This window comes from Companilactobacillus kimchii DSM 13961 = JCM 10707, from assembly GCF_001435445.1.
Taxonomy (GTDB): Bacteria; Bacillota; Bacilli; order Lactobacillales; family Lactobacillaceae; genus Companilactobacillus; species Companilactobacillus kimchii.
On record NZ_AZDH01000018.1, the window covers coordinates 40,675 to 63,874 of the forward strand.

The 23,200-nt window shown below is 35.5% G+C and carries 26 protein-coding genes and 1 pseudogene; 13 read left to right on the plus strand and 14 right to left on the minus strand.

Annotated elements, in window-relative coordinates; genetic code table 11:
* The first annotated feature begins 175 nt into the window (after positions 1-175).
* From FC97_RS08990 to FC97_RS09000, 3 genes are all read left to right on the plus strand, one after another.
* The gene (locus tag FC97_RS08990; protein WP_054643499.1) at positions 176-709 is read left to right on the plus strand and encodes a helix-turn-helix domain-containing protein; all 534 of its coding nucleotides are present in this window, start codon (positions 176-178) and stop codon (positions 707-709) included.
* A gap of 153 nt (positions 710-862) precedes the next feature.
* Positions 863-1,411, plus strand: coding sequence for a helix-turn-helix domain-containing protein (locus FC97_RS08995; RefSeq protein ID WP_054643498.1), 549 nt, complete (start codon positions 863-865; stop codon positions 1,409-1,411).
* 49 nt (positions 1,412-1,460) lie between these two features.
* On the plus strand, positions 1,461-1,994 hold the full coding sequence (locus FC97_RS09000; RefSeq protein ID WP_054643497.1) for a helix-turn-helix domain-containing protein: 534 nt from the start codon (positions 1,461-1,463) through the stop codon (positions 1,992-1,994).
* Positions 1,995-2,041: 47 nt separating this feature from the next.
* Here FC97_RS09000 and FC97_RS09005 read toward each other — a convergent pair whose 3' ends face one another.
* From FC97_RS09005 to FC97_RS09030, 6 genes and pseudogenes are all read right to left on the minus strand, one after another.
* Complete coding sequence (locus FC97_RS09005; RefSeq protein ID WP_054643496.1) at positions 2,042-2,452, minus strand: protein-export chaperone SecB; 411 nt, start codon at positions 2,450-2,452, stop codon at positions 2,042-2,044.
* Positions 2,453-2,555: 103 nt separating this feature from the next.
* A pseudogene (locus FC97_RS09010) lies at positions 2,556-3,188 on the minus strand (ABC transporter ATP-binding protein); the annotation flags it as partial.
* Between the two features lie 93 nt (positions 3,189-3,281).
* Positions 3,282-4,091 carry an ABC transporter permease subunit gene (locus FC97_RS09015; protein WP_054643494.1) on the minus strand — a complete coding sequence of 270 codons (810 nt, stop codon included), beginning with the start codon at positions 4,089-4,091 and terminating at the stop codon, positions 3,282-3,284.
* A gap of 3 nt (positions 4,092-4,094) precedes the next feature.
* The gene (locus FC97_RS09020) at positions 4,095-5,597 is read right to left on the minus strand and encodes an AMP-binding protein (RefSeq protein WP_054643493.1); all 1,503 of its coding nucleotides are present in this window, start codon (positions 5,595-5,597) and stop codon (positions 4,095-4,097) included.
* A gap of 213 nt (positions 5,598-5,810) precedes the next feature.
* Positions 5,811-7,190, minus strand: coding sequence for a sensor histidine kinase (locus tag FC97_RS09025; RefSeq protein ID WP_054643492.1), 1,380 nt, complete (start codon positions 7,188-7,190; stop codon positions 5,811-5,813).
* A complete protein-coding gene (locus FC97_RS09030) occupies positions 7,187-7,879 on the minus strand; it encodes a response regulator transcription factor (protein WP_056968114.1) in 693 nt (230 codons plus the stop codon). The genes FC97_RS09025 and FC97_RS09030 overlap by 4 nt, the downstream gene beginning before the upstream one ends.
* 219 nt (positions 7,880-8,098) lie before the next feature.
* Between FC97_RS09030 and FC97_RS09035 the strand changes: the two genes are divergently transcribed.
* Both FC97_RS09035 and FC97_RS09040 read left to right on the plus strand, forming a co-directional pair.
* Positions 8,099-9,517: an MFS transporter gene (locus FC97_RS09035; RefSeq protein ID WP_371125774.1), complete on the plus strand. Its 1,419-nt coding sequence runs from the start codon at positions 8,099-8,101 to the stop codon at positions 9,515-9,517.
* Positions 9,518-9,577: 60 nt separating this feature from the next.
* Positions 9,578-10,009, plus strand: coding sequence for a Fur family transcriptional regulator (locus FC97_RS09040; protein ID WP_025084547.1), 432 nt, complete (start codon positions 9,578-9,580; stop codon positions 10,007-10,009).
* A 136-nt stretch (positions 10,010-10,145) separates the two neighbouring features.
* Here the strand turns inward: FC97_RS09040 and FC97_RS09045 are convergent, their stop codons facing one another.
* The 5 genes from FC97_RS09045 to FC97_RS09065 all read right to left on the minus strand — a co-directional run bounded on the left by FC97_RS09045 (position 10,146) and on the right by FC97_RS09065 (position 13,597).
* On the minus strand, positions 10,146-10,943 hold the full coding sequence (locus tag FC97_RS09045; protein ID WP_054643491.1) for a metal ABC transporter permease: 798 nt from the start codon (positions 10,941-10,943) through the stop codon (positions 10,146-10,148).
* Positions 10,944-10,947: 4 nt separating this feature from the next.
* Positions 10,948-11,613 carry a metal ABC transporter ATP-binding protein gene (locus FC97_RS09050; RefSeq protein ID WP_054643490.1) on the minus strand — a complete coding sequence of 222 codons (666 nt, stop codon included), beginning with the start codon at positions 11,611-11,613 and terminating at the stop codon, positions 10,948-10,950.
* A gap of 2 nt (positions 11,614-11,615) precedes the next feature.
* Positions 11,616-12,521, minus strand: a complete 906-nt coding sequence (locus FC97_RS09055; RefSeq protein WP_056968118.1) for a metal ABC transporter solute-binding protein — start codon at positions 12,519-12,521, stop codon at positions 11,616-11,618.
* 196 nt (positions 12,522-12,717) lie between these two features.
* Positions 12,718-13,140, minus strand: a complete 423-nt coding sequence (gene arsC / locus FC97_RS09060) for an arsenate reductase (thioredoxin) (protein ID WP_054643489.1) — start codon at positions 13,138-13,140, stop codon at positions 12,718-12,720.
* Positions 13,133-13,597: a Fur family transcriptional regulator gene (locus tag FC97_RS09065; RefSeq protein ID WP_056953150.1), complete on the minus strand. Its 465-nt coding sequence runs from the start codon at positions 13,595-13,597 to the stop codon at positions 13,133-13,135. Before FC97_RS09065 ends, arsC begins: the two co-directional genes overlap by 8 nt.
* Positions 13,598-13,797: 200 nt before the next feature.
* Between FC97_RS09065 and FC97_RS09070 the strand changes: the two genes are divergently transcribed.
* Positions 13,798-14,487 carry a VIT1/CCC1 transporter family protein gene (locus FC97_RS09070; RefSeq protein ID WP_054643487.1) on the plus strand — a complete coding sequence of 230 codons (690 nt, stop codon included), beginning with the start codon at positions 13,798-13,800 and terminating at the stop codon, positions 14,485-14,487.
* 15 nt (positions 14,488-14,502) lie between these two features.
* Positions 14,503-15,204, plus strand: a complete 702-nt coding sequence (locus tag FC97_RS09075; protein WP_054643486.1) for a VIT1/CCC1 transporter family protein — start codon at positions 14,503-14,505, stop codon at positions 15,202-15,204.
* Between the two features lie 209 nt (positions 15,205-15,413).
* Here the strand turns inward: FC97_RS09075 and FC97_RS09080 are convergent, their stop codons facing one another.
* Positions 15,414-15,683 carry a metal-sensing transcriptional repressor gene (locus FC97_RS09080; RefSeq protein WP_025084539.1) on the minus strand — a complete coding sequence of 90 codons (270 nt, stop codon included), beginning with the start codon at positions 15,681-15,683 and terminating at the stop codon, positions 15,414-15,416.
* Between the two features lie 162 nt (positions 15,684-15,845).
* On the opposite strand from FC97_RS09080, the gene FC97_RS09085 reads away from it, so the two are divergent.
* The 3 genes from FC97_RS09085 (at position 15,846) to FC97_RS09095 (ending at position 17,609) form a co-directional block, all read left to right on the plus strand.
* Positions 15,846-16,172, plus strand: a complete 327-nt coding sequence (locus FC97_RS09085; protein WP_054643485.1) for a thioredoxin family protein — start codon at positions 15,846-15,848, stop codon at positions 16,170-16,172.
* A gap of 496 nt (positions 16,173-16,668) precedes the next feature.
* Complete coding sequence (locus FC97_RS09090; RefSeq protein ID WP_054643484.1) at positions 16,669-17,226, plus strand: magnesium transporter; 558 nt, start codon at positions 16,669-16,671, stop codon at positions 17,224-17,226.
* 113 nt (positions 17,227-17,339) lie between these two features.
* Positions 17,340-17,609, plus strand: coding sequence for a hypothetical protein (locus FC97_RS09095; protein ID WP_054643483.1), 270 nt, complete (start codon positions 17,340-17,342; stop codon positions 17,607-17,609).
* A 52-nt stretch (positions 17,610-17,661) separates the two neighbouring features.
* Here the strand turns inward: FC97_RS09095 and FC97_RS09100 are convergent, their stop codons facing one another.
* Entirely contained in the window at positions 17,662-18,150 is a 489-nt protein-coding gene (locus FC97_RS09100; protein ID WP_054643482.1) for a cysteine hydrolase family protein, read from the minus strand.
* Positions 18,151-18,304: 154 nt separating this feature from the next.
* Between FC97_RS09100 and FC97_RS09105 the strand changes: the two genes are divergently transcribed.
* Positions 18,305-19,327, plus strand: a complete 1,023-nt coding sequence (locus FC97_RS09105) for an LCP family protein (RefSeq protein WP_054643481.1) — start codon at positions 18,305-18,307, stop codon at positions 19,325-19,327.
* Between the two features lie 121 nt (positions 19,328-19,448).
* Here FC97_RS09105 and FC97_RS09110 read toward each other — a convergent pair whose 3' ends face one another.
* Positions 19,449-20,174: a GntR family transcriptional regulator gene (locus FC97_RS09110; protein ID WP_054643480.1), complete on the minus strand. Its 726-nt coding sequence runs from the start codon at positions 20,172-20,174 to the stop codon at positions 19,449-19,451.
* Between the two features lie 161 nt (positions 20,175-20,335).
* On the opposite strand from FC97_RS09110, the gene FC97_RS09115 reads away from it, so the two are divergent.
* Entirely contained in the window at positions 20,336-21,718 is a 1,383-nt protein-coding gene (locus FC97_RS09115; RefSeq protein ID WP_054643479.1) for a glycoside hydrolase family 1 protein, read from the plus strand.
* 37 nt (positions 21,719-21,755) lie between these two features.
* On the plus strand, positions 21,756-23,075 hold the full coding sequence (locus FC97_RS09120) for a PTS sugar transporter subunit IIC (RefSeq protein ID WP_025084532.1): 1,320 nt from the start codon (positions 21,756-21,758) through the stop codon (positions 23,073-23,075).
* Positions 23,076-23,200: the final 125 nt, after the last annotated feature.

Genomic DNA, 23,200 nt, shown 5'->3' on the forward strand with positions numbered 1-23,200 from the left:
TTAAGGAAGTCGACTAAATAGTCGGCTTTTTTGTTATGATGTTAAAGACAATTTAATCGTACTTATAACTATAGCATAACGATAAAAATGAGCTTTACTGTAATTGCAACCGAGGGTTTCTGTTCAATGAGATTCACTTAAGATAAACTTTTAAATATTAAATGAGGTGGACTTAATGAAAATAGGCAAACAATTGCAAGATCAACGTAAGCAACATAATATGTCACAAGAGGATTTAGCAGCTAAATTAAATATTTCTCGTCAGGCGATTTCTAAATGGGAAAATGGAACTTCTTTACCTAGCTTTACTAATGTGATTGCTATAAGTGATTTGTTTGATATTTCTTTGGACAAGCTTATTAAAGAGGATCCGGCATTAATCAATAAATTTGAGCATGAAAAGATAGGATTAACCAAAGTAGAAACAATTGTCATGGTTGGATTTGTGCTGGCGTTTATAGTCTTAGGAGTTTGTTATTTTTATGGAGTTACTTCACATCAGATGATGGACTGGATTTCATTGTTTGAGTTAGTTGCTGGTATTGGCTTTTTAACTAATATTAAATGGAAATTATTCAATAAATCACTCAACAAAAGAGCAGTTATTTTTGGCATATTACTATTAGCTTTATTCTTGATACCTCAGATTATGCATGCTATTCCTGAAATTATTAAGGGAATAGATCAAGGAATTTCTTACGGTAATTAATAACGTATTCATAACGGTATATTTTTAAAGAGGAGTCGACTTTAGGTCGATTCCTTTTGTATATTTAGGTGACAAGGTAAAAGCAACCTCTAGGTTCTCGTCTGAATAGATAATTACATCTAGAATTGTAACTAAATAAAGGGGGACACCAAAATGAAGATTGGTGATCAGTTACAAAAACAACGGAAATTACATCATATGTCACAGAATGAATTGGCAGAAAAACTCCATTTAACCAGGCAATCGATATCGAAGTGGGAAAATGGAACGACATTGCCTAGTTTTGCTAACGTAATTGCCATTAGTGAATTGTTTGGTGTCTCTTTGGATGAGTTAATCAAAGGAGATGCTGCTCTAATGGATAAACTTAAGGATGATGGAAGGATTAGGCTGACTAAGGTGGAAACAATAGTCATTATTGGATTCGTATTCATAGCTATTACTCTGGCAATTATTTATGGGACGGGAATATCCATGGATGATGTGAATGATTGGATGTCAGGATTCTCTTTAATATTTTTTATTCTCTTTGCCAATAGCATTAATCGAAAGAAGTTTAATGAAAGTCTTAATAAGAAGGCTGTGATTTTTGGAATATTATTATTAGTTACAATTTTGGTGCCGTTTATTATGGGAACCGTTAGTGGAGTTTTAGGAGAAGCTGTCAAAAGACAAGGTTATTACGATAATCTGTACAAATAGTAAGGGTGATATTTAAACGCTCGTCTAATTGAGTAAGGGGGCACCAAAAATGAAAATCGGTGATCAGTTACAAAAACAGCGGAAATCGCATCATATGTCACAGAATGAGTTGGCAGAGAAACTTTATTTAACCAGACAATCGATTTCGAAGTGGGAAAATGGAACAACATTGCCTAGTTTTGCTAACGTAATTGCCATTAGTGAATTGTTTGGTGTTTCTTTGGATGAGTTAATCAAGGGAGATGTTGCTCTAATGGATAAATTTAAAGATGATGGAAAGATTAGGCTGACTAAGCTAGAAACAATAGTCATTACAGGATTCGTATTCGTAGCTATTACTCTGGCAATTATTTATGGGACAGGAATGTCTATGGGTGACGTGAGTGATTGGATGTCAGGGTTCTCTTTAATATTTTTTATTCTCTTTGCCAATAGCATTAATCGAAAGAAGTTTAATGAAAGTCTTAATAAGAAGGCTGTGATTTTTGGGATTCTATTATTAATCACGATTGTAGTGCCATTTATTATGGGAATCTTTAGTGGTTTCTTACAGGAATCGATTAGATTACAGAAAAATGTTTAAATAAATAGCCTCAATAGCTCAAAATCGAGCTATTGGGGCTATTATCGTTAATCTTCAGAATTAAAGTCAATCATGGGAAGTGTCATAGCTGGGAAACCACTTGCTGCAGTCATCATTGAGACTAGTGGTCTTAAATAGGATAGTAAAATTGTTGCGGCATCTGTTTGTAAAATTTGTAAGGCGTCAACATTGGATATTTCATCATTGACCTTGAAATATGAAGATATTTTACTGGATATTTGATATGGCACTTGGTCTCGATCTAGATTAACAAAGAGACTTAAGTAAACTGGAACAGCCGAACTCCAGTCTATTTCTAATTCCGGAGGCATTTCGATCACTGTTTTAATATCTAATTGTTCGAGGCCGTCGACGATGTCGAACTGTTCGTTAACTTTGAGATCGAATTCCGAGACAGTGGGATCATCAAATTCTAAATATCGATCAATTTTATTCATGACTTTCCTCCATTCATTTTTCGTAAGTTTAGCACGTTGCCGAAAAAATCGATATTTATCTGCCATTTCAATAAAAAAATCGACCTTTGAAGGGTCGATTTTTTTAGGCGGTTTGTTTTTGAATTTCTTTTTCACCTAGTATTTCGTTGAGGACTCGATCGGCTACAATACCGATTTGACCAGCATTACGATTCTTAGGACAATCTTCTTCATAGTAATTGGTTGATTCTTTCATAACGACGATACGGTCGGCCATACGAGCTGCTTCATCGACATCATGAGTTACAAGGATTGTTGTAAGATGTTGTTTTTGACAAACATCAAGGATTAAATCTTGCATTTTTCTTCTAGTTAAGGCATCTAATGCCCCAAGTGGTTCGTCTAATAATAAGACTTTAGGATTAGTCATTAAAGCTCTAGCTAAGGCAATTCGTTGTTTTTGACCACCAGATAATTGATTGGGAAAGTGATTAGCATAGTCGCCCAATTCAACAAGATCTAATAATTCTTTGGCATGTGCTTTAGTATTTTTATCTTTAGAACCAAATGATAAATTGTCTAAAACATTCATCCAGGGAAGTAAACGATCTTCTTGGAACATCATTCTCATAACGGAGCGGGAATTATCTTTACCAACAGTAATTTCACCACTAGTAGGTTTTTCTAAACCGGCAATCAGTCTTAGAAGGGTACTTTTACCACCACCACTCATACCGACCAGAGCGATGAATTCGCCTTGATTAATATTGAGATTCACATTTTCCAAAGCAGTTAGATTTTGATACATTTTATTAACATTTTTAATTTCAATCATTGAATTTTTATTCATTTAAACGTTGCTCCTTCCAGTTGTTTGCCATTCAAGTAGTAAACTTTCAAAACTTTTGGCAACTAAATCAGAAATTTTACCTAAAATAGCATAAACGACAATACATAAAATAACAGTTTCCATGTCCATGAAATCTTCCGCGTTATTAGCCATATAACCAATACCAGAACTAGCTGAGATAGTTTCAGCAACAATCAAGGTAGTCCACATCACACCTAAGGCATAACGGATACCAACGAGAATTTGTGGTAAGGCAGCTGGAAAAATAATTTTGAAGAACATTTGGCTTTTAGAAAGTTCATAAGATTTTCCCATTTCGATCAAATCGGGATCGACGGAACTGATACCGTGGAATGTATTGATATAGACTGGGAACATTGTTCCGATAGCTACTAGGGATATCTTGGCTGATTCATTGATACCAAGCCATAAAATAATTAATGGGATAAGTGCCAAATGAGGAATATTACGAAACATCTGAATAGAGGAGTCGAATAGTAAGCGACAAGTCTTTGACATTCCATTGATAAATCCGAGGATAAAACCAACTCCACCACCAATCAAGAGACCGACAGTTGCACGATATAGACTGATACTAAGATTTTTAGGTAGTTCACCACTTTGAGTTAACTTGATTCCATCTTGAAGCACTGCTAGAGGTGATGGTAAAACGGAACTCGACAGCCAACCAAGGGTAGAACTGACTTGCCAAAATAGAATCAGAATAATCGGCAAGAGAAATGGTAATAGTTTAGTTACAGGAAGATCAAACTTCCTTTTTTTGCGTGCTATGGTCAGAGAATCTTGCATTGACTAAGCCTCCTTTAATTGTTGAGTCACTTCTTGAGCTAGAAGTGTACGTTGAATTTTTCCAGTAGCATTCTTTGGTAATTGACTACTAAAGATGTACTTTGTTGGACGTTCAACAGGTAATAACTGCTCATTTGCTAATTCATTCAACAATGCGAGTTGGTGTCGATGATCTTGACTGATTTCGTTTGGGACAATAACAGCAGTGACGGTCTCGCCATAAATTTTGTCAGGAACACCAATTACGGCCATTTCACGGACAAATTTCAAAACGTTAAGACAATCTTCAACAGCAAGTGGATTAACATTTTCACCGCCACGAATAATCATCTCTTTACTACGACCGGAAATTTGCAAATAACCATCTTCATTTAAGGAACCCAAATCACCAGTTAAAAGCCAGCCATCATGAAAAGCTTCCGGCTGTGGGTCAAGATAATGTGTAATGATACTTTCACCCTTAATAGCAATTTCTCCGACTTGACCGATAGGTACTTCCTGATAGTTATCATCGAAAATTTTTAATTTGGTGCCGACAGGTAAGCCGACACTATTTTGAAGAGGTTTCTTCAATGGATTTTGTGCTATCTGACTAGCAGCCTCGGTCATACCGTAACTTTCAATTAATGGAACATTGAATCGGCGATTGAATTCTTCATGGGTGCTAGGTAAAAGTGGTGCTGAAGCAGTTCTGAGAAATCTCAAATTGTTATCAGTGGGTTGTTCATTACGCTGTAACAAAATAGCGATAATTGCCGGTGTGAGTGAGACCCAAGTTACTTTCTCACTACTGACTTCCTTCCAGAAGAGATGGGCGCTGAATTTCGGACGGAAGAGTAATTGTCCATGAGATAAACGAGTAGCTAGGTTAGAGATTACTAAGGCATTGATATGGAACATTGGCATCAAGATAAAAGTACTATCGTGACTAGTGAGTAACTCGCTGTCAATAACATGGAAAGCACCAGCTAAGAGTTGATGATGTGTCAAACCGACCCGTTTAGGTCTTCCGGTTGTGCCAGAAGTATGCATGATAACTGCCAATTGATCGTCATCAGGGGCTTCATTGAGATGAGCAATATGTTTGTTACGGATAAAAATTTGAACCTCGGGTTCATGTAAAGTAGTTAAACGAGGTTGATTAGTAAAAGTATCTTTTAAGATAGGAAGTTCTTTAACATTTTCATTTAAAATAATTGCGGAATAATGATATTGATCTTCCAGTTCACTGATTTGAATTTCAGTAGAAACTGGGTTGATAGGTTGCACAATAGCGCCAATATCCCAGAGACTTTGAATAACGATAGAGTAAGAAACGGAATTAGATAAGGCAACTAAGACGATATCGTTATGACCAATACCCTTGTTTTGCCAATAGTTTTTCCAAACGTTTTCTTCTAAGTTAAGTTGACTACCTGTGTACCAGTGTTGACCGGCATCTTGCATCAAAGGGCGAGAAGAGCCAGCAATCAATTGTTGTTTTAATCTTTCTGTAAGTTCTGACATAAGTAATACCAAGTCCTTTCACTTGTTTAATTGTTCGATTGAATAAACATAGTTTACAAGGAAGATGATGAAGTAACTACTTAGGTTCGATAAGGTTTTTATAAGAAAATCTTAGAAAGAGGAGAGAGTTCCACAGACCTGGTAATTTCAGGACTGTAGCAAAGCAGTTATTGTAAAATTTAAGCAATAAAAAAATCCAATCCCAAGAAAGGATTAGATTTTATCGAAAGTAATTTTAAAAATACTGCCACGAGGTTGATTATTCAAAACCTCAATAGCACCGTTATTCAACTTAACTAATTGAGCGACGATAGATAACCCCAAGCCACTACCTTTGATTTCGGAAGAATGAGAGGTATCAACACGGTAGAATCTTTGGAAAATAAGCTTTTTCTGATCATCAGGAATACCCAATCCTAAGTCAGCAACTGATAATTCAATTTTATTATCAATATTTTTTAAACTTAAGTTAATAGGAGTATTGTCTTCAGAATATTTATTAGCATTGTCTAAGAGGGCTACAATAATCTGCTTCAAAGTATCAGAATTTCCCAAGATATGTAAATCAGAATCAATGTTTAAAATCATTTTATGAGGAATCGAAGGTTCGTAGTGTTGCCCAATTTGTTCTGTGATCTCAGATAAGTTTTCATCCTGTAAAATAACTTTAGCTCGATCAGCTCGAGATAGATGTAAGAGATTCTCAATTAAATTTTGCATCCGTAAAGATTCTTCGTCGATAAAATCAAGTGATTCAGGAATGACTTCGGGATGCTTGTCACCGTGACGTTTGATTAAATTAATATTTCCTCGAACTGCCGCAATTGGAGTACGCAGTTCATGTGAAGCGTTGGAAACAAAATCTTTTTCACGCTGTAATCGCTGATTTTGGGCAGTCAGTAGTTCATTAAAAGCATTACCTAACTCGTGAATTTCTCGTGGACTTTGTGGTACTTTTAAAGTTGGTTGGTCGACTTCAGAGTCCTTAATAGTGTTTCTAGTTTCATTGACTAATTGAATCGTGGGGGCACTAAGTTTAGCAGCCAATTGTTGAGCCCACCAAGTTCCAAAACCTAACGTAATGAAGACAACAATACTGATGATTATTATTAAAAGAATCAAACTATTGATTAGTCGATTCAAACTAACCCAAATTTGATAAATTGTATTAGTATCCTTTTGCGAAAAAAATAAGAAGAATCCAAAACTATTAACGTAAACAACGTTTTTACTAAAAATACTGAATTTCTTTTGGGCAATAAATTTTTTGGAAGCTGAGGAGGTCATAATAACTTGTCCTTCACGACCTGATGTTGCGGTAATAGATGATTTATTAGTTTTGACTCTAATAACAGTATTTTGTTTGGAATGGCGATTATTTTGGTTATTCCAATGGATAAAACTGGGAATATCGTCAATATTAGCCCGATTTAAACTCATCATTTGCCCTTGAGCTTCATGCACTGTCATTAAGGACTGCTGCACACCGACAATGATTAAAATTAAAGCACTGATTGATAAAGTGATAATAATGACTAATTTTTTGATACCGTTGTTAATTAATTCTTGATAAGTGAGTTGCTTGTCATTCATTCTGTCACATCCTCAAGTGAGTAACCGACGCCTCTGATAGTTTGAATGAGAGGTTTATTTTTTTTACCGTCAATTTTACTACGTAAGTAACCAACGTAAACATCAACAACATTTTGTTGACCCAAGAAATCCTCACCCCAGACGTTATCAAGTAGTTCATCACGAGTGAAAACTTTGCCAACATGTTGTAGGAAGAATAGCAAAAGATCGTATTCACGTCTAGTTAGTTGAATAATCTCGTCATTTCGAGTCACTTGATGTGACTTAGTATTCAAAATTAAATCAGCAATCTGATAAGTTTGGTCAGGTTCCGATAGATGTTCATCCCGTCTTTGAATGACACGGACCCTTGCCAATAATTCTTCGATTTCAAAAGGCTTAGTGATGTAATCGTCAGCCCCATTATCTAAACCAGCAACTTTATCACCAATGTAATCACGAGCTGTCATAACAATAACAGGGACTTGATCATGTTTTCTAATCCGGCGTAAGACTTCCATACCGTCAAGTTTAGGCAACATCCAATCTAAGAGAATCAGCAACAGATCATTTTGATGCTTTTCATATAAGTCCATAGCTTCGGCACCGTCGTTAGCAATAACTGTTTTGAAATCCTCAAATTGTAATTCCTTACTAACGTAACTCGAAAGACTACGTTCATCTTCAACAATTAAAATCGTGTTTTTCATTAACAAATCTCCCAAATAATTATTTAGTTTATTATAAACACCTTTTATTAAAGAAAGCTAAAAATTCCATTGTGTACGATATTTGTTTGGAAAAGTCCTAGTTACCAGTCCTTAACTTTGTTAGATGGAAATCATTCAATCAAGATAATTGTATCTGATTTAAAAGGAATTATCATTTTGACAGGGTTATATGTAAAAACTTTGTTGAATGGGGATGTTATGATGCATTCACAAAAAATAATTAGTCAGTTACCGGTAATTTTAGTTTTAGGCTTTTTTTCATTGTTGACGTCTATTTCTGGATCAAGTACCAATTTAGCTTTGCCCAAAATATCTGAAGATTTAAAAATCAGTAATGGTCAATCGACTTGGATCATTCAGATTGGTTTGATTGTTGCCACAATAACGTTTGTACTGTTTGGTCATTTAGGAGACATGATTTCGAAAAATTTTGTCTTTTCTAATGGTGGTAAAGTTTTTATTGTGGGTTCGCTATTAACAGGAATATCGATTAATTTTCCAATGATTATGTTTGGTAGAGTCATTCAGGCTATTGGGGTAGCGATGATCATGGCAAACTCACTAGGAATTGTTAGCCAATATTTTCCTGATGAAACTCGTGGTGAAGCACTTTCTATTATTTCGATGTTTATTTCTGTCGGTGCTATTTCTGGACCAGCAATAGGTGGAATTATTTTGTCAGTTTCGTCATGGCGTTGGATTTATCTATTTAATGTGCCCCTAGGAATTATCATCATCTTTTTCAGTCGTAAGTTACTACCAACACCAAAAGTTCCCTTAGAACAAATGACAACGATACTTAAACGTTTTAACTGGCTAGGACAATTTATATTTTCTATTGGATTAACACTATTTTTTCTAAGTGGTGTTTATTTTCAAAATGGCCTGAATTCCTTAGTAACGGGAATCATCTTCTTAGTAGTAGGAAGTGTCATCGCTTTGTTAGCCTTCTACCAGGATCAGAAATTTCACGAATCTTTGATTGCACCAGAATTGGTTAAGAATTGGGATTATTTATTATCAATTTTCATTTTGTTTTTAGCCATGCTAGTCAACGCTATGTCTAATATTTTGTTACCATTCTATTTACAAAGTTATGGGCAAATATCGCCTTTTATCAGTGGATTATTGTTGATGGAACAGTCGTTAACCATGTTATTGATAACACCAATTGCTGGCTACATAACCGATCATTGGGACAGGGCAAACTTGTCGATTATCGGTTTAATGATTTTGCTGATATCACAAATCGGATATGCGATGTATCCACGTACTATGAATATGGTTTTGATAATCATACCAATTGTTATCAACGGAATAGGACTGGGACTGTTCTTACCACCAAATAATACTATTACGATGAGTTCGGTAGATGATAGTCTCTCAGGAGTGGCTGGGTCAATCAATTCATTTGCTAGAACATTGGGTGTCACTATTGGTATCAGTATGGCATCGATTCTTTTGTTCGTGCAGTTACCAAAAGTACAAAATATTACGCCAAAGTTGGGAATGTCATTCTTACATGCCTTCGATCGAGTCTTTTATGTAGCTGTGGCCATTTCGGCTTTTTCATTAATCATGGTTGTCTGGAGAAAATTGCGAGGTAAGAGAATATAGCATTTTTTTGAATCGGTTTATGTTACACTACCAATTGATCAGTTAAAAAGGATGACTTAAATGGAAAAAGCAATTGAGATTCTCAAAAAGAACAATTACAAGGTGACTAAACAGAGAACAGACTTAATTAGTTATCTCAAAAATTTTACAATTCATTACGTTGCTATCAATGATATTGCCAACTATATGCGCAATCTTTATCCTGGAATGAGCAATAATACAATTTATCGTAATCTAAAAGAGTTTGCGGATATTGGATTGGTTGAGTATCAGGAAAAAAATAAAACGTTGGTAAAGTATCAATGTGATTTTGAACATCGTCATCATCATCACTTTGTCTGCAAAAACTGTGGTCGAGTGACAGAGTTAAAAGCCTGCCCAATTGAGTTTTTTACCGATCAATTACCAGGCTATACAGTTGAAGGACATGCCATAGAAGTTTATGGATTGTGTGCTGACTGTACTAAGAAATTGGAGAAAAAGGAAGCATAGAGTTAATTTTCTAACTGCTCCGGACTAAATCCTAATCATCATAAAATCTAAATAATAAATAAGAACGGTCTCTATTAAGCGATTCAAGTACAAGATATGTCTTGAATGTTTAACGGAGACCGTTCTTTTTGTTTTTTTAGTGATTTAAGCGCCAGTTTTTATAACTTAGCCCTAGGAAGTAAGCAATTACTTCAAAGGTTGAAATAAAGAAGGTTACGGGCCAATTTGTTATAAAGGCTAAGTACAATCCTAACCAAACTCCAATCAACGATAGACCCACTGAAACGATGATCATCTTTGGAACGGAGTGAACGATATATTTAGCGGTAGCGGCTGGTAATGTTAATAGTACGAAAACTAGTAATGAACCAACGATTTGAGCACCGATGCTGACACTTAAAGCTAGGGTAACTAAGAACGTAATTGAGAGTAGTCTAGTCTTGAGTCCAGCTGCTTGGGCACCAATGTGGTCGAAGGAATCAAAGGATAGTGGTTTGTAAAAGATGATAAAAATCAAGATAACAAAGATAGCCAAGATCATTAGTTGATGAACTTCTTTAGCGCTGATACCGACGATACTTCCGAATAAAATATTTGTGGCATAACTACTTGATTCAGAGGATAACGATAAGAATAGGATTCCTAAACCTATGAATAACGAAGAAATAGCACTGATTGAAGCCTCACGTCGTGACGATTCGGTACTTAAACTACCGACAGCAATTGAACTGATTAGGGTGAAGAGAATCATTCCAACTAAGGGAGAAATTCCAATTAAGATACCAAATGAAGCTCCAGCAAATCCAATTTCTGATAGTGTGTGAGAAAGAAATGACATATTTCTTGAAACTACGAAAACGCCCACTAATCCGGCAGTTATTGCGATAAAGGTACTAGCAATAAAGGCCTCACGCATAAATTCATATCCAAACATAAAATTATCCCTCCATCTCGAACATATCTTTAGAAACTTTTTGTACATCGATAGGCTCAATGGTCTTATTTTTAAAGAGGAGAGCACGTTTGGTGTATTTTTTAGTTAAATCGTAATCGTGGGTGATGAAAATAACGGTTAGCTGATACTTGTGATTCAATTCTTGAACTAAATCCATCAGTTGGTTTTTGACTTCTACATCTAAACTGGCTGTTGATTCATCCAAAATTAAAGTTTTAGGGTCATTCAGTAATGCTTGAGCCAGATAGGCCTTTTGCTTTTCACCACCAGAGACTAAACCTAATGGTCGATCTTTGATCTCTGTTAGGCCAGTTCTTTGAAGAATCGTGTTGATCAAATCATTATTTTGACGACGTTTTTCAGGATTTAACGTTATCTTTAGATTCAAACGGATGAATTGTTCGATACTGAGTGGGTAATCGGAATCGATATTTCGGAACTGTGGAACGTAACCAATTGTTTGACCGGAAGTCTTGATGGTCCCACTAGACGATTTTTCTAAGCCAATAATTATTTTAACCAAAGTGGTTTTACCTGAACCATTTGGGCCAACAAGACTGATGAAGTCGCCGTCGTTGATTTGAAAATTAAGGTTCTCAAAGACTAATTGATTACCGAATCTTTTTGATAAATTTTCTACTTTGATCATAGTTATTTCTCACTTTGTAAAATTTTGTTGAGATCCTTATATTGTGATAACATCCATTGTTTATAAGTTTTTCCCTTAGGAAGAGTTTCTGTAACTTTTAGAACAGGGATGTTATTAGCTTGAGCTTTTTTGACGAAGTTATTGATAATTTTACTGTCAGTCTGTGTGTTAAGGACGAAGAAAGCAATTTTCTTATTTTTGATACCTTGATTCATCTGTTTAATGTTGGCTGGAGTAGGGTCCGTACCGTTTTCAATAGCCTTTTCGAAGGATTTGTTAGCGACTTTAAATCCAGTTGATTTCAATGAATAGTCGAAAACCGGTTCGCTGACATAAACACTTTTATTCTTGGAACTTTGTGACTTTTGACGTAATTTAGTTAATTCGTTTTGAACAGGTTGAAGAGAATTAATATATTTTTGAGCGTTATTTTCAAAATATGTTTTGTTGTCAGGATATTTTTTGGCTAATTCTTTAGCTAAATATTTAGCATACTTAGGCATAGTCTGTGGCTCGTACCAAATATGAGGATTGTCACCGACTTTTTTGTTCATGACGTTTTCACCAATCTTGATGTAAGTACTATTGTCATCCTGATTCAATTTGTTCATCCAAGAGTCATATCCTAAACCGTTAGCAACAGTGATATCTGCTTTGCTGACTTGCTTGGCTACATTAGTGGTTGGTTCATAATCGTGGGGATCAATAGCAGGATTATTAATAATAGAAGTAACGGTTCCCTTATCACCAACGACTGCTTTAGCAACTTCAGCGTAAAAATCAGTCGTAGTAACAATTTTGATTTTGGAATCATTAGATTTATTAGCTGTTTTATTTGAACAACCAGCTAGAACAAGTAAAAAGATGAAAAGGAAGAAACTTAATAGGCGATATTTTTTTAAATGCATTTTTAAACTCCTTAATGATAAATATTACTATTCAATCATAAATTAAGTATCTTTAAATGTAAATGATAATATTTATCATTTACCTCACTGACAAAAAATAAGTATAACCTCTTATAGCACAAAAAAAGATGTAATCCCAACAATGTGCATTAAAAAAGCCTGCCAATTCGTAATTGAACTGACAGACCTCTTTGATTTATTCAGAATATTTTTGGATATTTTTAGCTAATTTAATTATTCTACTTTTGATGTCATCACGAGCGTCACGAAAATCTTCCATGATCTCTGCTTCATCACCAGTACTTTCAGCAGGATCGTTGATAGGCCAATGTAACCAACGAGTTGACTGGGGAATAATACATTTATCACGTGCTTCACCACAAAGTGTTATAACAAGATCAGCTTGATTCATAAAGTCATTATCGATTAGTTTGGATGTTTGTTGTGAAATGTCAACGCCATCCTCAGCCATAACCTTAACAGCTAATGGGTTGAGTCCGCCGATACGGATACCTGCACTTCTAACGTCCCAAGTGGGTAAGTATTTCTTGGCATAACCTTCAGCCATTTGACTCCGACAGGAGTTTCCGGAACAAAGAAAATATAATTTTTTATTCATTATTTTTTATTCCTAATTTAATTTGACATTCAGGGCAAAGACCATAAACTTCCATGTGATTACCAGAAATCATATATCCAGAAATTTCAGCAGTCTTCTCTTCGAGCCCTTTTTCAGTGTCACTGAAACCTGGATACGTAACGTCTACTATGCGTCCACAATTAGTACAAATAGCGTGGTAATGGGGAGTTCCGAAGTAATCGTAATGAGTACTTCCATCACCATTCTGAAGTTCCACGACTAAATGATGGTCAACAAAAGTATTGAGGGTATTATAAATCGTAGATGCACCCATATTAGGTAGTTCCTTACCTAAGGCATCACGAATTATTTCAACAGTAGGATGATTATGATGGCTGACTAAGTAGGCCAAGATAATGTGACGTTGGGGAGTAACCCGAAGCTTGTGATCCTTTAGGATTTGTAACGTTTCTTCCATTACGGCATTACTAGCCATGAGCAATCTTCCTTTCTACTTGAGAATCATTACAGAGTAATTATATTACTAAAGTTCGCCGAATGACAATGATTTGAGTTTGATTACTGAAATCATTTTAATGACGTGAATGGTTTACTTTTCAGAAAATAAGCGGTACTATGTATTCGTTAATAGATGAGAACCATTCCAATGTAATGAAAAATTAAGGGGTGAGCACCATGCCTAAGACAAAGAAGAAACAAAGTTTAGCTGAAAAGATCAACGTAATGCGTGCCAGTGTAATGGGAGCTAATGATGGAATTATTTCCGTTGCTGGTATTGTTATCGGTGTTGCAAGTGCGCAAAGCAATAATCACGCTATTTTCCTATCTGGAATTGCCGGTATGTTAGCCGGAACTATTTCAATGGCAATGGGTGAGTGGGTTTCTGTAAGTACGCAACGTGATACTGAAAAACGTGCGATTGAAAAAGAATCTGCTCAATTAGATGGTCATTATGACGAAGAATTTGGCTATATTCGTGATAAATACCAAGCTACTGGTATTTCAAAAGAATTAGCTACTCAAGCTACAACGGAAATGTTGAGCGATGATCCCTTAGATGTAGCAGTTCGTGAAAGATATGGCTTCAATCCCAAGGAACAAACAAGTGCCATCGCAGCAGCATTGGCTTCAATGATTTCGTTCCCAACGGGATCAATTTTACCCTTAGTATCAATTACGATGTTTCCTCAAAGTATTAAATTATTTGCGACCGTGATTGCTGTTATTATCGCTTTAGTAATTACTGGATACGCTGCTGCAACTCTTGGTGGAGCTAAACGTAGCAAAGCTGTTATTAGAAATGTTGTTTCAGGATTGTTAACCATGTTTGTAACTTATGCGATTGGATCACTATTTGCACATTAGTAGGAGAGAAGAAAAATGAAAACTATGTCAGTTTCAAAACCAAAGAAACAAAAGAAAACAATGGCCGAACGTTCGAATACCCTTCGTGCTGGTGTATTAGGCTCCAATGATGGTATTTTGACCGTTGTCGGAGTACTATTTTCAGTCGCCGTTGCCACAACCAATACCTTTACAATTTTCATCGCGGGTTTGTCAGATCTTTTAGCATGTGCTTTTTCAATGGCTTCTGGGGAGTACGCCTCAGTTAGCTCTCAAAAGGATACTGAAAGAGCTGCAATTGAAAAAGAACGTGAATTGATCAAAACCAATTATCAAGATGAACTGGACGTAGTAGCTAATTACTATGTAGAACGTGGTGTTAAGGAGAATACTGCTAACAGCATTGCTAAAGAGTTAATGGAAAAGGATGCTTTAGGAACAGTAGTTAGAGTTAAGTATGATTTACAATTAGGACATTACATGAGTCCATGGGATGCAGCATTTTCATCACTAGTATCAGCTGCATCAGGTGGCATTTTCCCACTAGTAGCAATGACGTTGTTGCCCGCAGCAATAAAATGGCCAGGAACAATTTTGGCCGTGACATTATCAGTTGCTTTAACCGGATATTTGAGTGCCAAATTAGGAGACGGATTAGTTAAGACCGCTATTATTAGAAATGTTATTGTAGGAATAATTACCATGGCAATACACTATTCAGTCGGATTAATGCTATAAAACAGAGAGCGAAGCAAGCCTGGGAATTTCCGAGGATTTGCCTAAGTACTGAAATTTCCCGCGAACTATGCGGGCAATTCCAGTACTGTAGCAAACCGGAAGAAATTGGCTTGTGTAGCTCGTTTCCACTATATTGCCAAGTACATTGGTTATTCTAGAATAGAATAAAAAATAGGATGCACCCAATCAAACAAAGGGAAAGCATCCTATTATTTTGTCTTCAACATAAGATCTAAAGATTTTTGTAATTCAGCCAATTGTTTTTCGTCAGTACAATTAGAATTACGACGAATATTTTGTGCGATAACTAGTTTCATGGCCTTATCAACACTAGACTTAACGGCGGACAATTGCATAAGGACTTCATTACAAGCCTTACCTTCATCCATCATTCTAAGTACAGCATCAAGTTGACCACGAGAACGTTTAAGACGACTAATAATTTTTTTACTAGCAACTTCTTCGGGCGTTTGTGTCATAAGTAACCTCCCAAACTGATTTCATGTTCCAATTATACCTATGTGGGTACCGGGTAGCAAATAATTGCTTTATTTTTTCTTTAATTGTTGATAAAACAAAATAGTTGCTAAAAATTACCCTAGGGGGTATATTGTTTTACATAGATATGAGAAGGAGATTGAATGATGGCTAATATTACAGAATTATCAGATAAGACATTCAATGACGAGACAAGCAAAGGTCTAGTCATTACAGATTTTAATGCAGACTGGTGTCCTCCATGTAAAATGATGAACCCAATTCTTGAAAAGTTATCATCAACAGATGAGTTAGGCAATAAGATTAAGTTCACATCAATGAATGTAGATCATAATCCAGACACACCAAATAACTTTGGAATTCAAGGAATCCCTACATTTATCATCAAGAAAGATGGTAACGTAGTTGGACGTATGGTTGGATATCAACCAGAAGAGAAGTTCCGTTTAGAATTAGAGAAGTATATGTAGAGAGCGAGGCAAGGGCAGTCAGCCCACGAGGATTGTAGCAAACCACAATGGGTTGCCCCTACATAACCTCGTTTAAATCAGAGAGTAGAGCAAGCCTGGTTAGATTCTGAGCATTTGCAAGACTTTGTAAATTGACTGCGCAGCAGGCAGTTTGTGAAGTCAGGCAAAGCACAGGAATTTGGCTTGCATAGCTCGTTTCCACTATAAACCATGGTTATTAACAAACGGTAACCATTTTACTCCAAGATTAAAAAGTTTCTCCAAAGAAATTGTTAAACCAATAAATATAAAAACTACTTAAATATAAATATAAGAAAAACACTAAAAATTAGACGAATATAAGCAACAAAGTATGGGTAAATCAGTAGGCGGGTTTGCCCATTTTTTTGTCCTAAAAAGATACTCTTGGCACGTTAAAATAAATAAAAAGTTAATTGTAAATGGTTACAAATATTGGTGCTATAATAATCTCGAAAAATATATAGAGGCGATTATTATGATGCAGTTTGGAAAAAAAGTTAGTCTCAGACCATTATTGATTAGTTTGTTTATTGGCTTTATACCCGGAAATATTGCTTACGTGTTCTCTCAAAATGGTTGGGTAGGTTTCTTTGTTGGGCTTTGTTTCTTTAGTATTATATTTTTTGCTCACTATTATCCTGAATTACCTGAATTATTCAGTTATTGGCAATTCGATGGGGAAACTCTTAAATACAATAATATGACTAGTCCTAAAAAGAGATTAGCTATGATGTTTTTCCCAAGTTTTATCAAAATGGATACAATCAAAAAATCTCAAATAAAATCGGTTAAATTAATGGGAAATGTGAAAAATCAAGCAGAACTTCCTTCAATGGTTCCATTTTCTAATGCTTATAGTATTTTCTATTCACGTTTATCAATGATGAAGAATCCTGTAGGTATTGAGATTACAACTACTGACGATAAGAAAATTTATTTGAACGCTGCTAGAGATTATGCTTATGATAAAGAAAAAGCAGTTAAAGAAATTAATAGTTTTATGGGTGATTTTTCAAGCTTGAAGAGTGCATAAGATTTTTCAAATCATCATGAATACTTTGAATCTGACCGTCTATTATCGGTAAAACGTGGTATATTGTCATATAGAAAAGCGGTTACACAATTTATTCAAAGGGATGATGAATAATGGATGATGTACCAAAAACGGTTGGACAAATAAGTTGGTTTGAGGGAGAAATTGTTACGATTGATTTTGGTCGATCAGTTAATTTCGATCCAAAACAGTATTCGGAATTAACTAACTTGGGGCGTTGGATAGATGCTGATGATCTATCAAAGTTTTATTTAGTTAAAAAGGCTGAAGCAGTCTTTCCAGATGATATTATCAATCAAGTTTTAGGTAGATTGAATTTGAATGGTTATGAATTGATTCACAGTAACGCTACATACGCATAAGGCTAAAATAAATAGGAGTAGGCAATCATAATTGATTACCTGCTCCTATTTATTATTGGAAAGTTACGTACTTTTGGTCCCAGATATTTTCAAAAAATGAAATTGTATTTTCAGCAATCATATAGTTGTTGTCAAAAGTAGTTGTCATATCGTGTTCCATGATGATTTTGTATCCTAATCCATGAGCCATGATAATTGTGGCATTACAACAATACTCTGTTTGAGCACCACAGATTTCAATAGTTTTGATGCCGTTATCCTTGAGTACCTTTTCCAAATCAGTTTTGTAAAAAGCATTGGGATGTGTTTTCTCAACAATTCTATCGTCATCTTTTCGGTCTAATTTATCGGATAGTTGCCAAAGGTCGCTATCACGTTCTAAGTCTTGGTCGTGATGCTGAATAAAAATAATGGGTAGGTTGGCTTGTCGATATTCATCGATACGATGATTAATATTATTAATCAAATCATTGAAATTATAACTGTATTGGAGAGCTTTCTGCATATCTATAACTAAAAGTGCTTCCGCCATTTTTGGCATAAGACCACTTCCCTTAAAGTTTTTTTATAACTTGAGATTAACATTAACGTAATCGATATGGAAGCGATATCCGTTGCTTTTCGTCGTATTAAAAAATTGGCGACTGTGATTAATTCGTTTTATAATGGGGAATAATAAATTTTAAGGTAAAAAAATGAAAAAATTAAAAATAGTTTCTATTATTATAGGTGTAATTCTTGTCGTCGTTTTGGCGGTAGGGGGAGTTTTCGCTTATCGAACCCAGCAGGCATTGAATTCCTTGGATACGAATAAGACTAGTGTTTCACAAAAGATCAGTCAGGGTAAACCTTTTTCTATCTTACTTTTAGGCGCTGATACGGGTGCTGATGGTCGTGTCGATCGTGGTAATTCGGATACAATGATGTTATTGACCTTGAATCCAAAGAAAAAGAATACTGTTGCCTATTCGATTCCGCGTGATGCTTTGGCTGAAATGGTCGGTGATAAGCAAAAGAACGTTCAAAAAATAAATGCAGCATATAATATTGGTTTATCTGATATGGCCAAAAATACAGTTGGTAGTCTATTAGGTGTGCCAGTTGATTATCACGTTGCTATCAACATGGACGCATTGAAGAAGACTGTTGATTTTGTCGGCGGTGTAACGGTTAAGAGTGATTTGAAAGTTTCTTTTGATGGTGTAACGATTCCTAAGGGTACGCATCATTTAAATGGTAAACAAGCATTAACTTATGCTCGAATGCGTTATCAAGATCCACGTGGCGACTATGGTCGTCAAGTACGACAACAACAAGTTTTAAAGGCCGTTGTTGCTAAATTGGAATCACCAAAATATTTAGTGAAAATTCCAGATTTAATTAAGGATTTAGGCAAAGATATAAGTACAGATTTAACTTCAAAAGAAATTGATGAGATCATTTTGAAATATCATAATAGTGCTGACAATATGGACTTCAATCAGATTCAAGGGAAAACAGCTTGGATCAATCAGAGTTCTTATCAAATTTTGCCAACTTCAACTATGCAAAATGCTTCTAATAATTTAAGAGACAATTTAGGTTTGGATCCTCAAACATTGAGTAATACTGAAACTAAGTTGAATGCTAAAAATAAAAAATTCTTCGCGAGCGAAGATGATATTGACTATGATACGTTTGGGTTGGATACAACGCATTATACCGATAGTACATACTAGGAAATAAGAGAAGTTTAAATATAAAAATAACGACATCTATTCAGAATGTAATCTTCTACGTACATTAATACGGGAAGAATAAATTCTTATAATGGATGTCGTTTTTTAATTTATAAAATATTTATAACGTTATATCGGCAGTAATTGAACTGGTTTTGTAAGGGAAACGTGATTCAGAAATTTCGAATGGTTGACCATCGTCGAGATAACTCAACTGACGGATCACCAAAACAGGTTGTTCGACTTTAGTAGCAATACCAGTTTCAACATCCTCTGGGGTGGCGGCTCCGGCACTGATAATTCTGTGTGTGCCTTCGATACTTAGACCATCCTTTTGAAGGTGTGCATAAATTGAACCTTCTAGAACTGCTTTAGTCAAAGTTGTAATAGAAGTAGGCATAATAGTATGTTCATATGCAAAAACTTCACCATTAACGAACCGTACACGACGGATGACATAAACTGGTTCAGTTGGTGCAATGATCAATTGGTCCGCCTCTTTAGCAGTAGGGATGCGAGCCGATAGTTCTAAGACTTTACTAGTAACCTTTTTACCCTGATTAGTTAAAGTGGCACCAAAGGGTTTATCAATAGGGGAAACCTTACCGAATTTACTAGAATTAATTTCAGGATTGTAATCCTTCCGGACAAAAGTTCCAGAACCTCTTTTTGAATAAACCATACCCTCAACGATTAAAAGTTGTAGAGCCTTGTGGACCGTGATTCTTGTTGTATTGTAATCTGCTGCAATTTGATTTTGGTCGGGCATCAATTCTCCAGGTGCGTATTTTCCGGAATTGATCTCTTTTCTTAAACCGTCAGCAACTTCCTTATATTTGTACGCCATGATATTTTTCTCCTAAAACTCACTCTTCGACCTAAGTTTAGCATTAAAGTAAAAGTTTTTCGCTTTATTTTAAAAGTATATACTTTTCTAAAAGAAAGTGTTTACATGTCTAAAAAATATTGTATACTGTAAACGTATTCAAAAAACGTGGGGTGAAAAAAATGACAAATAAATTACCGGATAATTTCTTCTGGGGTAATTCAACTTCAAGTATGCAAACTGAGGGTGCTTGGAATGTCGGTGGTAAAGGTAAATCTGTTTATGATGTAAGGCCAGCTACAGAGAATTCTTCTGATTGGCACGATGCTATTGATGAGTACCATCGTTACAATGAAGACTTTGATTTGATGGCTAAGCAGGGAATGAACTGCTACCGTTTCCAAATTTCTTGGAGTCGTGTAAATCCTACTGGCGATGGTGATTTCAATGAAGAGGGCATTGAATTTTACAACAAGTTGATTGATGCCTTGTTAGCCAAGAATATTACACCGATGATTTGTTTGTATCATTTTGATATGCCATTGAATTTGGCTGAGAAATATAATGGATTTTTGTCACGTCATGTTGTGGATGCATTTGTTCGTTATAGTACTGAAATGGTTAAACGTTTTGGTGATCGTGTGAAATATTGGATTACATTTAATGAACAAAATCTTTATTCCATGGGTGAGGCATTCAGAATTGCTGGCTATTTAAAGGGTGATGAAACTGATGATGAGTTGTATCAAATCAGTCATCACGTTATGTTGGCTCATGCTGGTGTTGCTAATTACATTCATGAGAATACAGATTGTCAAATTGGTGGGATGCTGGCATATAGTGAGGTTTATCCAGCATCACCAAATCCTAAAGATATTTTATACGCTCGCCAAATCAATGAATTTCTTAACCGTAATTTGTTGGACGTATTCGTTTATGGACGTTATTCAAATGAAGTTTTGACCTTTGTTAAAAATCACCATATTGATATGGATTATCAACCAGATGATGACAAGGTTTTGATCAAGGTAACATCTGATTTTATCGCTTTCAGTTATTACCGTAGCGATACGATCAGTTCTGAAATGGTTCCTGAAGGAACTATTCCCAATTATTACCTTGATAAAGGTGTTAAGAAGAATCCATTCTTGGAGACCTCAGAATTTGGTTGGCAAATTGATCCATTAGGGTTCAGAGATATTTTGACAAAAGTCTACAACGAATATGGTGTACCAATGTTCCCAATTGAAAATGGAATCGGTGTTCGTGAAGAATTCGATGGCAGTGAAATTGAGGATGATTATCGTATCAAATATCACCGTGACCATATTCAAGCTATGGAAGACGCAATCTTTGAAGACGGCGTTGAAGTTTTAGGATATTTGGGTTGGGGGCTAATTGATATCCCTAGTTCAAGTGGAAATATGGACAAGCGTTACGGAACTGTTTACGTCAACCGTACAAATCACGATCTCAAAGATATGAAACGTGTGCCAAAGAAGAGTTATTGGTGGTTGAAACACGTGATTGAGACTAATGGGGGTGATTTATCAGATTTGAAGTAAGTAACTGATTTAAAAAAACTTTTTCGGGGGCGAAAGTATGTCATTACAGAATTCCAAAGCTGCAGATAAGTTTGCGACCTTTGCAGCCAAAATGGGTGCCCAAATTCATTTACGTTCATTACGTGATGCGTTTGCCACTATCATGCCGCTTTATATCCTTGCTGGATTAGCGGTTCTATTAAATAACACAGTCTTTACTTGGATCTTTAAAGGTAAGACATTATTGCATGTTCAATATTGGGGAACCTTATTGAGTAATGCGACATTAAATATTTCAGGTATTTTAATTGCAGCTATGATTGGTTACTGTTTAGCTAAAAACAGACGTTTCGATAATCCAATTTCTGCTGCATTGGTATCAATGTCTGCTTTAGTAACTATGATGCCAAATACAGTTAAATTAATTCCAGATGGTGCTAAAAAAGCAGTCGATGTTTCAGCTGTTTTGCCATTTACTAACCTAGGTACAGGAGCAATGTTTGCCGGTGTTATCGTTGGTTTGATTGCTACTGAAGCCTTTGTCAGAATTTCTAGAATTAAAAAATTACAAGTTCACTTAGGTGAAAATGTACCACCAGCTGTTGGTAAATCATTTGATGTTTTGATTCCTATGATCATCGTCTTATCATGTTCAGCTATTATTTCAGCACTACTTTACAATTTGTCAGGAATGAATTTGATCAACTTGATCACAACATTCATTCAAGAACCACTCCGTCATATCGGAACAGGTATCTGGGGAGTTATTATTCTTTACTCACTAGGTAACTTACTCTGGTTATTCGGTATTCACCAATCAGTTATTTACAGTTCAATTCTAGAACCACTTTTGATCATCAATATTACACAAAACATTGCCGCATATAATGCCGGTAAAGCAATTCCTAATATTATCAACGTTTCCCAAGTTCAAACTTACGGTTTGATGGGTGGTTCTGGTTCAACACTTTGTTTACTAGTTGCTACATTCCTAGTTGGACACAGTGCCGTAACTAAGAACGTTGCTAAATTATCAATTGCACCTGGATTCTTTAACATCAACGAACCTGTTATCTTCGGTTACCCAATCGTTTATAACATTTCACTAGCTATCCCATTTGTACTTGTACCTGTTATGGGTCTTGTAATTAGTTATGTAACAACTGTTTTAGGTTGGATGAGCCCATGTGTTATCCAAGTTCCATGGACTACACCAATTGGATTCAGTGCTTTCCTAGCTACAGCTGGTGACTGGCGTGCTGTTGTTATTCAATTGATTACCTTTGTATTAGGTGTTCTAGTATACATCCCATTCGTTATGATCAACGATAAGGTTCTTTCAAAAGAAAACCAAGGTATGGATGTCAAAGAAGCTTAATTAGATGTTTTAATCACTTAACTTATACTCTATGAATTTTTAATTCATAGAGTATTTTTTTGTTTAAAAAAGTTAATTAGTTTGGTGGACAATGTGTGAAATTAATATGCCATCTGTAGTAGATA